Raw genomic sequence first — 13,856 nt, forward strand, 5'->3', positions numbered from 1 at the left:
CTGCGAGGAGGCAGGACGCCATGACCGTCTACACGGCACCGGGACAGCCCGGGTCGATCGTGGAGTACCGCAGCCGCTACGACCACTGGATCGGCGGCGAGTACGTCCCCCCGGCGAGCGGGGAGTACTTCGAGAACCCCACCCCCGTCACCGGACAGACCTTCTGCGAGGTCGCGCGCGGCAACGCCGAGGACATCGAGCGCGCCCTGGACGCCGCGCACGGCGCCGCCCCCGCCTGGGGCCGCACGTCCGTGACCGAGCGGGCGAACATCCTCAACGCCATCGCCGACCGCATCGAGGCCAACGTCGAGAAGATCGCCGTGGCCGAGAGCTGGGAGAACGGCAAGGCCGTGCGCGAGACGCTCGGCGCCGACATCCCCCTGGCCGTCGACCACTTCCGGTACTTCGCCGGCGCGATCCGGGCCCAGGAGGGGTCGATCTCCGAGATCGACGGCGACACCATCGCCTACCACTTCCACGAGCCGCTCGGCGTCGTCGGGCAGATCATCCCGTGGAACTTCCCGATCCTCATGGCCGTGTGGAAGCTGGCCCCGGCGCTCGCGGCGGGCAACGCCGTCGTGCTCAAGCCGGCCGAGCAGACCCCGGCCTCGATCCTGTACCTGATGGACATCATCGGCGACCTGCTGCCGCCGGGCGTCGTCAACGTCGTCAACGGGTTCGGCGTCGAGGCGGGCAAGCCGCTCGCGTCCTCGTCGCGGATCCGCAAGATCGCCTTCACCGGCGAGACGACGACGGGCCGCCTGATCATGCAGTACGCCTCGGCCAACATCATCCCGGTGACGCTCGAGCTCGGCGGCAAGAGCCCGAACGTGTTCTTCTCCGACGTCGCCTCGGCCCAGGACGACTTCTACGACAAGGCCCTCGAGGGCTTCACGATGTTCGCGTTCAACCAGGGCGAGGTCTGCACCTGCCCGTCCCGGGCGCTCATCCAATCCGACATCTACGACCAGTTCCTCGGCGACGCGCTCAAGCGCACCGAGGCGGCCGTCCAGGGCAACCCGCTGGACACCGAGACGATGATCGGTGCCCAGGCCAGCAACGACCAGCTCGAGAAGATCCTGTCCTACATCGACATCGGCCAGGCCGAGGGCGCCAAGGTGCTCACCGGCGGGCAGCGGGCCGACCTCGGCGGGGACCTGTCCGGCGGCTTCTACGTGCAGCCGACGATCTTCGAGGGCAAGAACTCGATGCGGATCTTCCAGGAGGAGATCTTCGGTCCCGTCGTCTCGGTCACCGACTTCGCCGACTACGACGACGCCATCAAGATCGCCAACGACACCCTCTACGGGCTCGGGGCCGGCGTCTGGACCCGCAACGGCACGACGGCCTACCGGGCCGGCCGCGACATCGAGGCCGGCCGCGTGTGGACGAACTGCTACCACGCCTACCCGGCCGCGGCCGCGTTCGGCGGGTACAAGGGCTCCGGCGTCGGGCGCGAGAACCACAAGATGATGCTCGACCACTACCAGCAGACGAAGAACCTGCTCGTCAGCTACTCCGGCGTGCGGGACGGCTTCTTCTAGGCCGAAGGAGGATCGATGACCGACGCCGGCGGGCCCGAGGGCCCCGCGCGCGTCGCCGTCACCGACGCCGCGGCCGAGCTCCTGGCTCGGCTGCGGCGCCGGCACGGCGAGCTGATGTTCCACCAGTCCGGTGGCTGCTGCGACGGCTCGAGCCCCATGTGCTACCCGGCCGGTGACTTCCTCACCTCGGACGCCGACGTGCACCTGGGCGACCTGGCGCTGTCCGACGGGGAGGAACCCTTCACCGTCCCGGTCTGGATGAGCAGGGCGCAGTTCGAGTACTGGAGCCACACCCACCTGACGATCGACGTGGTGCCCGGCCGCGGAGCCGGGTTCAGCGTCGAGGCGCCGGAGGGCGTGCGGTTCCTCATCCGGTCGCGGCTGCTGACCGACGCCGAGCTGACGGCACTGGGCCGCTGAGGCACGGCGCCAGGGCGCCCGGGGCTGCGTCGTCGCCCCGGGCGTCCTAGCGTCGTGCCCATGGCGCAGGACGAGCACGACCCTCACGACGGCCGGGGCGAGCGGTGGTCGCAGGACGTCACCGACCACTCCGACGCCCTCGACCTCGAGCACGACGTCTTCACCCTGGACGACCCCGCGGCGATCGCCGCGTCGCTGAAGCGGTCCGCCGAGGCCAGCGACCGGCGCAAGGGGTCGGCCTACTCCTCGGCGATGTCGATGCTGACGTTCTACCTCAACCGGGCCGGGCGCAACCTGCCGCCCGAGCGCCGCGAGGTGCTGGAGCAGGCCAAGACCGAGCTCCGGCGCGCCTTCGGGCGGGAGTGACCGTCCGGCGGCGTTGACCTGGGCATCGGTCCGATGCCCGGTGGGGTGTCGCCGGGCCGTGCGGACCCGCTATGTTGCACCCCGTGAGCACCGAAGCAGAGGCCCTCCCGTCCGTGTCGTCGCTCCCGGCGTGGCTCGTGCCGTCCGTGTACCTGAACTGGTCGACGGACTGGCTGCGCGAGTCGGTCGCGATCGCGACGCGTTCCCGCGAGCACCACCTGCCCGGGGGACCCGACGGTCCCAAGCGCGGGGACGTCGTGGTGACCGTCCTCGGCGAGGCCGGGGTCGTCGCCGCGGTCGAGCTCATGGGAGCCTCCGACGGCGACTCCTGGGTGACCGACGAGCTCTTCGGCCCGGACCGCCCGATCGTGTGGGCGGACCTCTTCGACGGTGCCGACGCCTACATCGGCTCCTCCGGCTGGCTGCCGGCCGAGCACGCCCGCGCCGTCCTCGACGGGGTCGCCAACCAGTTCCACGACGGTCCGGTGCACACGATCGACCCGGGCGACTGCGGCGCCGGCGAGGCCGCCTCGGACGTGCACGCGCTGCGCATCATCGGCCACCGGGCGGTGACCGGGTGGGCGCTGCGGCGCGAGGAGCGCTGCGCCACCTGCGAGCAGTTCGTGGACGTGCGCGAGATGCAGGCGCACGACGACGGCGCCGTGCGGCTCGGGACGACCACTGCCGGCGGTCGCACCCTGGAGCAGGTCATCCGCGACGTGCACCTGCTGTGCTCCCACTGCCACGAGCTGATGCACGAGCACTCGGTGACCGCACAGCGCAACCGGCTGCGCCCGCAGTGCCCCGGCTGCGGCATGCGCGGCAAGACGAAGCGCATCGTGTGGGGCATGACCTTCTCCGAGGACGTCGTCAGCGCCGAGCCCGACGTCGTCTACGGCGGCTTCGAGGTCCCGGTGCCGACGCCCGAGTGGTACTGCACCGACTGCCACGCGAACTTCGGCAGCACCGTGGTCGCCTCCCGGGTCCTGGACGCCGACGGCCCCGCCGTCCCGCAGCCCGTCACGGGCACCATCTCGATGGTCGGTGATGACGCGCTGACGGCCGGTTCGGCCACCGAAGCGCCGCGTCCCGCGGACGACGACCCCCGCTGGGAGCCCCACCCGGGGATCTGACAGGTCTCGACCCCGGCCGGCCCTCCGTCCCGCGACGGGGGCCGGCCCGGCCGGGTCAGGCGGCCAGGGGCCGGAGCTGCTGGCGGTGCCGGACGACCCCGTGCCGACCCGCCGCCGGGACGTGCGGGGTGAGGCGCAGCGGCATCCCGGCCTCCAGCGGCGTCCGGTTCGCCTTGCGGTGGTTGCAGGCCTCGCAGGCCGCCACGAGGTTCAGCCAGGAGCTGTCCCCGCCGCGCGACCGCGGGATCACGTGGTCCACGGTCTGGGCCGGCCCGCCGCAGTAGGCACACTCGCCGTCGCGCTGCTTGACGCCGTCCTTGGTGACGGTCGGCCGGGTGCCCCGGTAGATCCATCGCATCGCCACGTAGCGCACGAGCCGCAGGACACGGGGGAGCGGGTAGGGGCCGAAGGACCTCCCGTCGACGGACTCCTCGACCACCGCGACGCCGCGCACCAGCATCGTGATGGCGTGCTTGACCGACACGCGGTGCAGCGGCTCGTAGCCGGCGTTGAGGACCAGCACGTCGGCCACGGTCCTGCTCCTTCCGGTGCGGTGCGCACGGGCCGGTGGACCGGTGCGCTCTCGGCGGCTCCTCGAGGGGTCGGTGTCGGGTGCGGCGGCGATCCGGGCAGGACCTCCGGACAGGCCGGTCTGTGGCGCCTGTCACGGAAAAAATATGAGCGCCCGGCCGGGAAGTCCAGAGTTTTGGGCAGGATCGACCTGACGATGGCCCGGAAGATCCTGTTTCGGGCGGAAAATGACGACGTCTGCCGACCGGTACGGCTAGGGAGCCTCCGACGTCAGGCGGTCGACGGCGTCGGGCAGATCGGCGAGGGCGTCGGCGGCCCGCCGTGTCGCGGCGCGGGCGAGCCGGTCGTACGGCGCGGGGTCCTCACCGTGGGCCGCGGCCTCGGCCGCGTGGTCCCGGGCGAGGAGCGCGAGCAGCAGCGCGTCGCGGTGGTCCCCGAGCGACGACTGCAGCGTCTTGCCCGCCGTGCCGAGCTCCTTCGCCCGCGAGCCCAGCACCTTCGTCGGGGTGCGCGTCACCGCGCGGGCCCCCTGGGAGAGGCGCCGTCCGGCCTTGCGCAGCCGGTGGGCGCGAGCCAGCAGGTCGTCGAGCGCCGCCCGGTCGTCCAGGTCCTCGACGGTGACCTCGGCCAGGGCCTGCAGGTCGAGGTCGGCCGCGGCGCGGCCGACCCGGTCGACGGCCTTGCGCAGCCGCTGGCGGGCGACCTTGCCGGCCCGTCGGTCCGCAGCCTTCCCGCGCGGCGGCTCCCGGACCCAGCGGATCAGCTCCGCCGTCGTCGCACGCATCTGCAGCCCGCCGGCGTAGTCCACGAAACGGGCGTGCGCGGCCGCGTGCTCCCGGTCGAGCTCGGCCAGCAGCCGCGCCCGGGCGTCCCGCGAGACGCTCGCCGCGGCGCCGACCGACTCGACGTCGGCCCGCCGCACCTCCAGGTCGCGCGCCTCGCCCAGCACGTCGCCCAGCTCGGCGAGGCGACGGCGCAGCTGCTTCACCTCCTTGCGCTCGAACACCGGACGGTAGACGGCCAGCACGGTGCGCAGCCTGCGGACCGCGGTGCGCAGCCGGTGGACGGCGTCGTCCTCGTCCGCGAGCGCGGGCGGGAGGCGCTGCTCGATGCGCCGGACGTGCTCGGCCACGATCGTGGTGAAGACCTCGCCGGCGGGATCGGCGCTGTGTGGAGGTGCCATGATCCCGTCAGGCTAATGACCCGGCGTCGTCCATCGCGAGCGGACGCACCGCCGAGCCCGATCCGACGAACAAGCCGTGCAGCCGGAATCCGTGCGTGGCGGCCTGCTCCCGCAGGGCGGCGTTCCAGGCCCGGTCCGCGTCGGTGATGGTGTCGTCACCGGGCCGGCACAGGACCGCGACGACGCTGCCGCCCGCCGCGGACTGCTCGGTCACGGAGGCGATCACCATGCCGAACCGGCGGGCGTCGTCGACGTCCGGCTTCTCGGGGACCTCACGGACGGGGACCAGCACACCGGTGGCGCGGTCGTCGCTGCGGATCCAGGACAGGCAGAGCGTGCGGGAGCGGGGGAGCGCGGCGGCGGCGAGGGTCGAGGCGAGGGCGAGGCGGTCGTCGTCGGTGAGGACGAGGTCGCCGGGGCGGATACGGGTGGGCGTGGTGTCCATGGCGGTGACGATCGCGCACGGGACGGACCACTGCCGCCGTCGTCCACAGGCATGTGCTCGCCGGATCTTCCGGAGAGGCTGGGGGTGACCGTGGAACGGCTCGACCGGTCAGGCGAGCCCCATCGCGCGGGCCACCTCCTCCTCGGTGACCTGCTCGGGCACCACCACCGCGCCGGAGAGCGAGACCTTCGACTGCAGCAAGCGCTCGAGCCCGACGATCGCGGTGAAGAACACCACGTTGTTCAGGATCGGCACCAGGCACAGGAGCAGGGACACGAGACCGACGACGAAGCCCGCGACGGCCAGACCGTTGGAGGGGGCGGACGCGGCAGGTGCAGGCGCCTGCGGGTATGGGGTGGACATGGTCATCCTCTTTCGGTCGATGGTGGCTTCAGTCCTCGACGACGATCAGGTCGAGGCCGGAATCGGGGTGGTAGGACCAGGTAGCCGTGAACCGGCCCCGGGTGTCGCTCTGATGCCCGTCGAGCGCGCGGGTGGTACCCGTGAGCTCGGTGACGCGAGCCGGTGTACCGAGCTCGCTCAGGACGCAGGCGAGGTCGTCGAACGTGGCGCCGGAGTAGTCGTCGGAGCCCTGGACGTCGAGCATGAGCGTGGTGCCGCCGTCCTCGAGCCGGATGCCGTCAACGGCTCCGCAGCTGTCGTAGGCCGCCGACAGCTGAGAGCCCGACGCAGCGGGCGGTGGTGCGGCAGCCGACGGCGGTTCGTCCTCGGCGCCGAGGGCGGACCATGTGGCGGCACTCCCGACGGCGGCGCCCAGGACGAAGGCGATGCCGGCGACGAGCACGGTGCGCCGCCCGCTGGTGGCAGCGGTGGCGGCCGCGGCGCGGTGCTGAGGCTGCTCGGGGTGAGGGCCATGCGTGGCCCCCTGGGGCGCGTACCGCCGGACGATGGCGGAGGTGACCCGGTGCCCGGGCTCGCGCAAGGGAGCCATGCAGACCTCGCCTGAGGTATCACGGCCCCGTACGAAGCCGTCCCGTCTGCTGCTGCCCTGGAGGCTCTGCGCCAGCAAGTCCGTCAGAGCCGAATCCGATACCCCGCGAACGCCTTAGCATCGGTTCCGCAATCTTCCGATGCTAACCTGGACGCGTGTCATCGGATACGACATGGCCCGTGTTCGGCATCGAGCTGCTCGACTGGGAGCCCTCGGACGTCGAGTACGGCCCGCGCGCGGGCCGCAGCCGTCGCCGGGGATCGTACGAGGCGGCCGTGCCGGCGCGCATCGCAGACGCCGAGCTCCGTCTCGACGGGCCGACGGCCGCGCTGGTCGCCGAGGCGAGTTCCGAGATCGCCCGTCTCGACGGTGAGTCGCTCGGCTCCCTGATGTCGTTCGCCTCGCTCCTGCTGAGGACCGAGGCGGCGAGCTCGTCTCAGATCGAGAACCTGACCTCGTCCCCGAAGGCGATCGCCCTGGCGGAGCTGGGACGCCGGGGCCGAGCCAACGCCGACGAGATCGTCGCCAACGTCGGCGCCATGACGCGCGCTCTCGACGTCGCCGACCATCTGGACACCGACGCCATCCTGACGATGCACCAGGTCTTGATGAGGGACCACATGCCGGGCCCCGCCGGTGTGTGGCGGGACGCGGCCGTCTGGATCGGCGGCTCTGCCCGGAGCCCGCACGGGGCGGACTACGTGGCGCCGCGGAGCGACCTGGTGCCGGGTGCCATGGAGGACTTGGCGGCCTTCATCGCGCGCGACGACGTTCCCGCGCTCGCCCAGGTGGCCGTCGCGCACGCCCAGTTCGAGAACATCCACCCGTTCCCGGACGGCAACGGGCGCATCGGCCGTGCCCTCATGCACGCCCAGCTGCGCCACGCAGGCCTGACCCGACACGTCATCGTGCCGATCTCGGCCGGGCTGATCGCCGAGACCGAGCGGTACTTCGCGGCCCTGACCGCGTATCGCTCCGGCGATCCCGTGCCGATCGTCACCGAGGTGTGCGAGGCGGTCTTTCCGGCGTTGCAGAACGCACGTGAGCTCATGCGCGACGTGTCCGACGCCCATGCGCGGTGGGTGGGAATCATCCGGGCCCGTCGCGGTGCCGCCGCCTGGCGCCTCGCGGACATCCTCGTCGAGCGCCCCGTGATCGACTCCCGTCTCGCCGCGGAGCTCCTCGGCGTCACGACGGCGAACGCCCAGGTGGCCATCGACCGTCTCGTCGAGGACGGCGTCCTCGACCAGATCGGACGGGGAGCCCGCGACCGGGTGTGGCAGGCGGTCGAGGTGGTCGAGGCGATGGAACGGTTCGCGGACCGTTCCCATCACCGCCTGGTGTGAAGCGCCGCAACTTCGCCGCTTCGGAGGCAGATTGGGCCGATTGGCCCTAGGTTGTCCAACGACCGATGCCAGAAGTGCTCCCGGGCAAGAACGCGGAGTCGGGATCGACGGCGACGAGGCCCGGAACGCACCTGGTGTGAACGCGATCCGCCACGAGGTAGGAGATCAGGTGTCCGAGCAGCCGCCCGTCGCCACTGAGGAGAGGCCGGAACACGCCTCCCCGGAGAAGCCGGATGATGTCCCGCCCCGTTCCCGGGGCGGTGTTTTCCTGAAGGCCTTCCTGGGCGTGATGCTCGGCATCGTCGGCGCGCTGGTGCTGCTCGTCGTGCTGGTCTGGGGTGCCATCCGGACCGAGCTGATCTCGTTGCCGGAGCTGGAGAACCCCTTCGCCACCGAGGAGGTCGACCGCTCCGACCGGCCGGTGCTGCTGGGCATCCAGAACCTCGCCCGGTTCGTCGCGGCCCAGGGGAACTACCAGGTGGTCGTGGACCTGGAGCAGGACACGAAGTACGTGCCGGACTGGCTGATGGGCGAGCGCACGATCTTCCTCGCGGATGGTTCGGTCGAGGTCTACGTCGACTTCCGCGACCTGCCCGAGGAGGCGGTCGTCGTCTCCGAGGACGGTTCCACCGTGACGGTCACCCTGCCGGAGCCCGCGCTCGCGGAGCCGCGGATCGATCTCGAGCAGAGCAGGGCGCTCTCCGACTCGCGAGGTCTGATCAACCGCGCCGAGGACTTCTTCGCCGACGACGACGGCAGCCGCCAGCAGACGCTCCTGAAGGCGGAGGAGATGCTCACCGCTGCCGCCCGGGAGAGCGACCTGGAGAGCCGCGCCGAGGAGAACACGCGCAAGACGCTCGAGGGACTGATCGGCGGGCTGGGCTACGAGACGGTGGAAGTCGTCTTCGAGGGGTCGGCGGGCTGACTCGCTGGCGTCGGTGGAGCAGTGGGCTTTGCGCGGCACTACCCCGAGCCGCTCACAGCCACGACTCGGCCCGTGCCTCGTCGATCTCCGCTTGCCTACGACGGGCTCGATCGGCGAGGCCGCCGAAGAACCGCTTGTGGCCTCGCTCGCTCGGGCGACGCCGTCCGTACCCGTGTTGACCGCTCTTGCCCGGAGTCCATTGGACCGCTCGAGGGTTCCGCGCTGCGTCGTCGGGCGGCCTCGTCATCGTCAACGACATGCTGCTCACCGGCTACGACTCGCCGTCGCTGCACACGCTCTACCTCGACTGGCCGCTGCGCGGTGCGCTGCTCATGCAGACGCTCGCCCGGGTGAACCGGACCTTCCGCGGCAAGGATTCGGGGCTGCTCGTCGCCTCCGTGCCCGTGGCCGAGCACAAGTACCCGCCGGACAAGCGGCAGGACGCCATCGTGCTGGTCATGAACCAGTTGGAGGCGTTGGTGACCCACCGCGCTGCGTGACCGCCGACGGCAGGCGGCGAGCCGACCCGCCCCGATCTACGGTGAGGTCGTGCGCTTGCTGTTCGCCTCGACGGGCAACCTCGGCCATTTCCTGCCGCAGGTTCCGCTCGCCCACGCCGCCGGAGCGGCCGGGCACGAGGTCCGCGTCGCCGCCCCGGCCGGCTTCGCCGACCAGGTCGCGCGGGAGGGCCTCGTCGTGGCGCCGTTCGACGAACCCTCGGCCGACGCGATGGGCCGTGCGTTCGGCGGCATGGCCGGCCTGTCGATGGAGGCCGCCAACGAGCTGATGATCCGGGAGATCTTCGGGCGGCTCGACGGCGGTGCCGCGCTGCCGCGGCTGCTCGACACCGTCCGCTCGTGGCGGCCGGACCTTGTGGTCCGCGACCCCTTCGAGCTTGCCTCACTCGTCGCCGCGGAGGCCGAGGGAATCCCGCACCGGAGCGTCGGGATCTGCCTCGACGGGCTGATCGCAAGCACGGCGCCTTGGTTTACCGACCCGGCGGAGGAGCTGGGTCGGCCCCTCGGGCTCGACGCCGACGGGTTGATCTCCGCGCAGCGTTCCGCGCCGTCCTTCACCGTGCTGCCGGCGTCGTTCGACGACCCGCCGTCGGGCGGGCGCGACGTCGTCCGGTTCCGGCCCGGGCCCACGACGGACGCGCCAGAGGGACGCGGCCTCCCTCCGGAGACGTCGGATCTTCCGCTGGTGTACGCGAGTCTGGGGACCGTGGCAGGCACGATGCCGTCCGCCGAGCAGACCTACCGCGAGCTGCTCGCCGCCCTGGCGTCGCTGGACGTCCGCGTCCTGCTCACCGTCGGCCGCGCTCTGGACCCCGACCGGCTGCGTCCGTGGCCGGACAACGCTCACGTCGAGCAGTGGTGGCCCCAGGAGGAGGTGCTGCCGCACGCGGTGGCCGTGGTCGGTCACGGGGGCTTCGGCACCACCGCGGCGGCCCTGGCCGCGGGCGTGCCCCAGGTGGCTGTGCCGCTGTTCGCGCTCGACCAGTGGTTCAACGCCCGCCGCCTGGACGAGCGCGGCCTCGGAAGGATGGTCACCCCGGGAGAGGACTTCCCGGACCGGCTCGGCACGGCCGTCGCGGCGGTCCTCGACGACGCGGACGTCCACGCGACGTCCGAACGCGTCGCCGGGGAGATGGCGGCGCACCCGCCGACCACCTCCGTCGTCGACCGACTGGTCGCGCCCGCTGACTGACCACGCTGGGGCACCGGGGGTCGCACCCCGGCAGACGCGACGGCGGCCCGCCACCTGTCGGTGACGGGCCGCCGTCGCGTGTGCTCGGCGCCGCCGGGTGCGCCGAGCGGAACTGCTCAGCTGAAGTAGCGGGCGTAGGCGCTCGTGGTGAGGAACGGCGGGAACTCGTCGCCCAGCGAGACCTCACGGAAGATCGTCACGGCCTCGTCCAGCCGGTCGCCCGGGGTGCGGGGCGTCGTCCGCAGGAACTCCTGCAGCATCGACTCGCACCGCTCCCGGGTGATGACGGTCCCGTCCTCGGTCCGGGTCCCGGAGTGCATCCACTGCCAGATCTGCGACCGGGAGATCTCCGCCGTGGCGGCGTCCTCCATGAGGTTGTCCAGCGCCGCGGCACCGGTGCCCCGCAGCCAGGAGGCGATGTACCGCACGCCGACGGAGATGTTGGTGCGCAGCCCGGACTCGGTGATGGTCGCGCCCTCGCGTCGCGCGGAGGCGATGTCGAGCAGCTCGGCCTGACCCACGGACACGTCGTCGCGCTGGCGGTCGACCTGGTTCTCCCGCTCGCCGAGCACGGCGTCGAACGCCTCCCGGGCGATGGGGATGAGGTCCGGGTGTGCCACCCACGAACCGTCGAACCCGTCGCCGGCCTCGCGCTCCTTGTCCGCGCGGACCTTGGCGAACGCCTGCTCGGTGACCTCCGGGTTGCGGCGGTCGGGGATGAAGGCGCTCATGCCGCCGATGGCGTGCGCACCGCGCCGGTGGCAGGTGGCCACCAGCAGCTCGGTGTACGCCCGCATGAACGGGGCGGTCATCGTCACCTGCGCCCGGTCCGGCAGCACGTAGGAGTCGCCGCGGGACCGGAAGCACTTGATGACGCTGAACAGGTAGTCCCAGCGGCCGGCGTTGAGCCCGGCGCAGTGGTCGCGCAGCTCGTAGAGGATCTCCTCCATCTCGAACGCGGCCGGCAGGGTCTCGATGAGCACCGTCGCGCGGACGGTGCCCCGCGGGATGTCGAGGGCGTGCTGGGCCAGCTCGAAGACCTCGTTCCACAGCCGCGCCTCGCGGTGGCTCTCCAGCTTCGGCAGGTAGAAGTACGGGCCCCGGCCGCGGGTGATGAGCTCGCGGGCGTTGTGGAAGAAGTACAGGCCGAAGTCGACCAGCGACCCGGACGCCGGCTGGGTGGAGCCGTCGGTGCCGGTGTACGCCAGGTGCGACTCGAACAGGTGCCAGCCGCGCGGCCGGAACACGATGGTCGGCATCTCGGTCAGCTCCGAGGTGCGCAGCGCGTAGTGCTTGCCGGGGGTGCGGCCGCCGTCGGGCGACGGACCGTCGAACGACAGCTCGCCGCGGATCGCCGAGCGCAGCGCGCGCTGGCCGCCGATCACGTTGGCCCAGGTCGGGCTGGAGGCGTCCTCGGCGTCGGCGAGCCAGACCTTGGCGCCCGAGTTGAGGGCGTTGATGGTCATCTTCGGGTCGGTCGGCCCCGTGATCTCGACGCGGCGGTCGGACAGCCCGGGCGCCCCGGTGGAGCCGGCCACGCGCCAGGACGGGTCGTGCCGGACGGGCCGCGTGGTGGGCAGGAAATCCGGGTCGGTGCCGTCGGCGATCTGCCGGGTGCGGCGCTGGCGGGAGAGCAGCAGCTCGCAGCGCGTGTCGGCGAAGTGGTCGTGGAGCAGGGCCAGGAACTCCAGCGCCTGCGGGGTGAGGATCTCCTCGTCGCCCGGGGCGATCGGGCCGACGACGTCGATCGTGCCCTCGGCCACGGTGGCCGAGTCGGCCAGCGCGATGCCGCGCGGCGGGGTGGCGGGCGAGCCGGTCGAACGACCGGACTGGGTGCGGGGCAGGTAGGCGGTGGTGGTCATGGCGGACTCCTGATCGAAAAAGGGGCCGGGCGTCCCGGTCCGGCGGGCGCGACGTGCGCCGGACCGGGACGCCCGAGGCGAGGGGTGAGTCAGAACTGAGCGGCCTCGGTGGAGCCGGCGAGGGCGAGGGTGGCGGCGTCAGGGTTGAGAGCCGTGGACACGCGGTCGAAGTAACCGGTGCCGACCTCGCGCTGGTGCTTGGTGGCGGTGTAGCCGCGGGACTCGGAGGCGAACTCGGCCTCCTGCAGCTCCACGTAGGCGGTCATCTGCTCACGGGCGTAGCCGTGGGCCAGGTCGAACATGGAGTGGTTGAGGGCGTGGAAGCCCGCCAGGGTGATGAACTGGAAGCTGAAGCCCATGGCGCCGAGCTCGCGCTGGAACTTCGCGATCGTGGCGTCGTCGAGGTGCTTCTTCCAGTTGAACGACGGCGAGCAGTTGTAGGCCAGCATCTGGTCCGGGAACTCGGACTTGACCGACTCGGCGAACTTGCGGGCCAGCTCGAGGTCGGGCGTGCCGGTCTCCATCCAGATGAGGTCGGCGTACGGGGCGTAGGCGTGGGCCCGGGTGATGCAGGGCTCGATGCCGTTGCGGACCTTGTAGAAGCCCTCCGACGTGCGCTCGCCGGTGAGGAACTGCTGGTCGCGCTCGTCGACGTCGGAGGTGATGAGGGTGGCCGCCTCGGCGTCGGTGCGGGCGATGACCACGCTCGGCACGTCGGAGACGTCGGCGGCGAGCCGCGCGGCGTTGAGGGTGCGCACGTGCTGCTTGGTGGGGATGAGCACCTTGCCGCCGAGGTGGCCGCACTTCTTCTCCGAGGCGAGCTGGTCCTCCCAGTGCACGCCCGCGGCGCCGGAGGAGATCATCGACTTCATGAGCTCGTAGGCGTTCAGCGGGCCGCCGAACCCGGCCTCGGCGTCGGCCACGATCGGGGCCAGCCAGTTGCGGGTCGGGGCGCCGTTCTCCTCGACGTCGATCTGGTCGGCGCGCAGCAGCGCGTTGTTGATGCGCCGCACGACGGCCGGCACCGAGTTGGCCGGGTAGAGCGACTGGTCGGGGTAGGTCTGGCCCGAGAGGTTGGCGTCGCCGGCCACCTGCCAGCCGGACAGGTAGATGGCCTTGAGCCCGGCCTTGACCTGCTGCACGGCCTGGTTGCCGGTCAGCGCGCCGAGGGCGTTGACGTAGTCCTCGGTGTGCAGGAGCTCCCACAGCAGCTCGGACCCGCGGCGGGCCAGCGTGTGCTCCTCGCCGACCGAGCCCCGCAGCGCGATGACGTCCTCGGCCGTGTAGTCGCGGGTGACACCGGCCCAGCGGGGGTCGGTGGCCCACTGCTCGGCCAGGGCCGCGGCGGTGGTGACCTGGTCGCCCGTGCGCGGGGTGGTGGTCGTCGTCCCGTTCGTGGAACCGGTCTCGAGGGTCGCGGTCATCGTCGTCGCCTTTCG

15 protein-coding genes are annotated in these 13,856 nt (G+C 72.0%); 8 read left to right on the forward strand and 7 right to left on the reverse strand.

Features of this window, described 5'->3' with window-relative positions; translation table 11 throughout:
• Positions 1 to 20 precede the first annotated feature (20 nt).
• From Q6347_RS09105 to Q6347_RS09120, 4 genes are all read left to right on the forward strand, one after another.
• Entirely contained in the window at positions 21 to 1,544 is a 1,524-nt protein-coding gene (locus tag Q6347_RS09105) for an aldehyde dehydrogenase family protein (protein WP_304607186.1), read from the forward strand.
• 15 nt (positions 1,545 to 1,559) lie between these two features.
• Positions 1,560 to 1,964, forward strand: coding sequence for a DUF779 domain-containing protein (locus Q6347_RS09110; RefSeq protein WP_304603405.1), 405 nt, complete (start codon positions 1,560 to 1,562; stop codon positions 1,962 to 1,964).
• Positions 1,965 to 2,024: 60 nt separating this feature from the next.
• Positions 2,025 to 2,330: a DUF3175 domain-containing protein gene (locus Q6347_RS09115; RefSeq protein WP_304603406.1), complete on the forward strand. Its 306-nt coding sequence runs from the start codon at positions 2,025 to 2,027 to the stop codon at positions 2,328 to 2,330.
• A gap of 83 nt (positions 2,331 to 2,413) precedes the next feature.
• A complete protein-coding gene (locus Q6347_RS09120; protein WP_304607187.1) occupies positions 2,414 to 3,463 on the forward strand; it encodes a hypothetical protein in 1,050 nt (349 codons plus the stop codon).
• A 55-nt stretch (positions 3,464 to 3,518) separates the two neighbouring features.
• On the opposite strand, the gene Q6347_RS09125 is transcribed toward Q6347_RS09120, so the two are convergent.
• The 5 genes from Q6347_RS09125 to Q6347_RS09145 form a co-directional block, all read right to left on the reverse strand.
• Positions 3,519 to 3,995: an HNH endonuclease gene (locus tag Q6347_RS09125; protein WP_171247301.1), complete on the reverse strand. Its 477-nt coding sequence runs from the start codon at positions 3,993 to 3,995 to the stop codon at positions 3,519 to 3,521.
• Between the two features lie 252 nt (positions 3,996 to 4,247).
• A complete protein-coding gene (locus tag Q6347_RS09130; RefSeq protein WP_304607188.1) occupies positions 4,248 to 5,177 on the reverse strand; it encodes a CHAD domain-containing protein in 930 nt (309 codons plus the stop codon).
• A 7-nt stretch (positions 5,178 to 5,184) separates the two neighbouring features.
• Positions 5,185 to 5,622, reverse strand: coding sequence for a hypothetical protein (locus Q6347_RS09135; RefSeq protein ID WP_304603408.1), 438 nt, complete (start codon positions 5,620 to 5,622; stop codon positions 5,185 to 5,187).
• A 108-nt stretch (positions 5,623 to 5,730) separates the two neighbouring features.
• Complete coding sequence (locus tag Q6347_RS09140; RefSeq protein ID WP_171247298.1) at positions 5,731 to 5,985, reverse strand: hypothetical protein; 255 nt, start codon at positions 5,983 to 5,985, stop codon at positions 5,731 to 5,733.
• A 28-nt stretch (positions 5,986 to 6,013) separates the two neighbouring features.
• Complete coding sequence (locus tag Q6347_RS09145) at positions 6,014 to 6,574, reverse strand: hypothetical protein (protein ID WP_304607189.1); 561 nt, start codon at positions 6,572 to 6,574, stop codon at positions 6,014 to 6,016.
• A gap of 179 nt (positions 6,575 to 6,753) precedes the next feature.
• Between Q6347_RS09145 and Q6347_RS09150 the strand changes: the two genes are divergently transcribed.
• The 4 genes from Q6347_RS09150 (at position 6,754) to Q6347_RS09165 (ending at position 10,555) form a co-directional block, all read left to right on the forward strand.
• Positions 6,754 to 7,920: a Fic family protein gene (locus Q6347_RS09150; protein WP_304607190.1), complete on the forward strand. Its 1,167-nt coding sequence runs from the start codon at positions 6,754 to 6,756 to the stop codon at positions 7,918 to 7,920.
• A 289-nt stretch (positions 7,921 to 8,209) separates the two neighbouring features.
• Entirely contained in the window at positions 8,210 to 8,845 is a 636-nt protein-coding gene (locus tag Q6347_RS09155) for a DUF4230 domain-containing protein (RefSeq protein WP_304603412.1), read from the forward strand.
• Between the two features lie 257 nt (positions 8,846 to 9,102).
• A complete protein-coding gene (locus Q6347_RS09160) occupies positions 9,103 to 9,345 on the forward strand; it encodes a hypothetical protein (protein WP_304603819.1) in 243 nt (80 codons plus the stop codon).
• 49 nt (positions 9,346 to 9,394) lie between these two features.
• Complete coding sequence (locus Q6347_RS09165) at positions 9,395 to 10,555, forward strand: glycosyltransferase (RefSeq protein WP_304607191.1); 1,161 nt, start codon at positions 9,395 to 9,397, stop codon at positions 10,553 to 10,555.
• Between the two features lie 116 nt (positions 10,556 to 10,671).
• Here Q6347_RS09165 and aceB read toward each other — a convergent pair whose 3' ends face one another.
• Together aceB and aceA are read right to left on the reverse strand one after the other, a co-directional pair.
• A complete protein-coding gene (aceB, locus tag Q6347_RS09170) occupies positions 10,672 to 12,417 on the reverse strand; it encodes a malate synthase A (protein WP_304607192.1) in 1,746 nt (581 codons plus the stop codon).
• An 89-nt stretch (positions 12,418 to 12,506) separates the two neighbouring features.
• Positions 12,507 to 13,841, reverse strand: coding sequence for an isocitrate lyase (gene aceA / locus Q6347_RS09175; RefSeq protein ID WP_171248422.1), 1,335 nt, complete (start codon positions 13,839 to 13,841; stop codon positions 12,507 to 12,509).
• Positions 13,842 to 13,856 lie beyond the last annotated feature (15 nt).

Source organism: Isoptericola sp. b408 (assembly GCF_030588085.1).
In the GTDB taxonomy this organism is placed as follows: Bacteria; Actinomycetota; Actinomycetes; order Actinomycetales; family Cellulomonadaceae; genus Isoptericola; species Isoptericola sediminis.

Excerpts from the sequence above, each read along its gene's own strand:
- aceA (WP_171248422.1), bottom strand. The coding sequence starts at position 13,841 with ATGACCGCGACCCTCGAGACCGGTTCCACGAACGGGACGACGACCACC.
- Q6347_RS09105 (WP_304607186.1), top strand. The coding sequence starts at position 21 with ATGACCGTCTACACGGCACCGGGACAGCCCGGGTCGATCGTGGAGTAC.
- Q6347_RS09110 (WP_304603405.1), top strand. The coding sequence starts at position 1,560 with ATGACCGACGCCGGCGGGCCCGAGGGCCCCGCGCGCGTCGCCGTCACC.
- Q6347_RS09130 (WP_304607188.1), bottom strand. The coding sequence starts at position 5,177 with ATGGCACCTCCACACAGCGCCGATCCCGCCGGCGAGGTCTTCACCACG.
- aceB (WP_304607192.1), bottom strand. The coding sequence starts at position 12,417 with ATGACCACCACCGCCTACCTGCCCCGCACCCAGTCCGGTCGTTCGACC.
- Q6347_RS09135 (WP_304603408.1), bottom strand. The coding sequence starts at position 5,622 with ATGGACACCACGCCCACCCGTATCCGCCCCGGCGACCTCGTCCTCACC.
- Q6347_RS09145 (WP_304607189.1), bottom strand. The coding sequence starts at position 6,574 with ATGGCTCCCTTGCGCGAGCCCGGGCACCGGGTCACCTCCGCCATCGTC.
- Q6347_RS09160 (WP_304603819.1), top strand. The coding sequence starts at position 9,103 with ATGCTGCTCACCGGCTACGACTCGCCGTCGCTGCACACGCTCTACCTC.
- Q6347_RS09115 (WP_304603406.1), top strand. The coding sequence starts at position 2,025 with ATGGCGCAGGACGAGCACGACCCTCACGACGGCCGGGGCGAGCGGTGG.
- Q6347_RS09140 (WP_171247298.1), bottom strand. The coding sequence starts at position 5,985 with ATGTCCACCCCATACCCGCAGGCGCCTGCACCTGCCGCGTCCGCCCCC.
- Q6347_RS09155 (WP_304603412.1), top strand. The coding sequence starts at position 8,210 with ATGCTCGGCATCGTCGGCGCGCTGGTGCTGCTCGTCGTGCTGGTCTGG.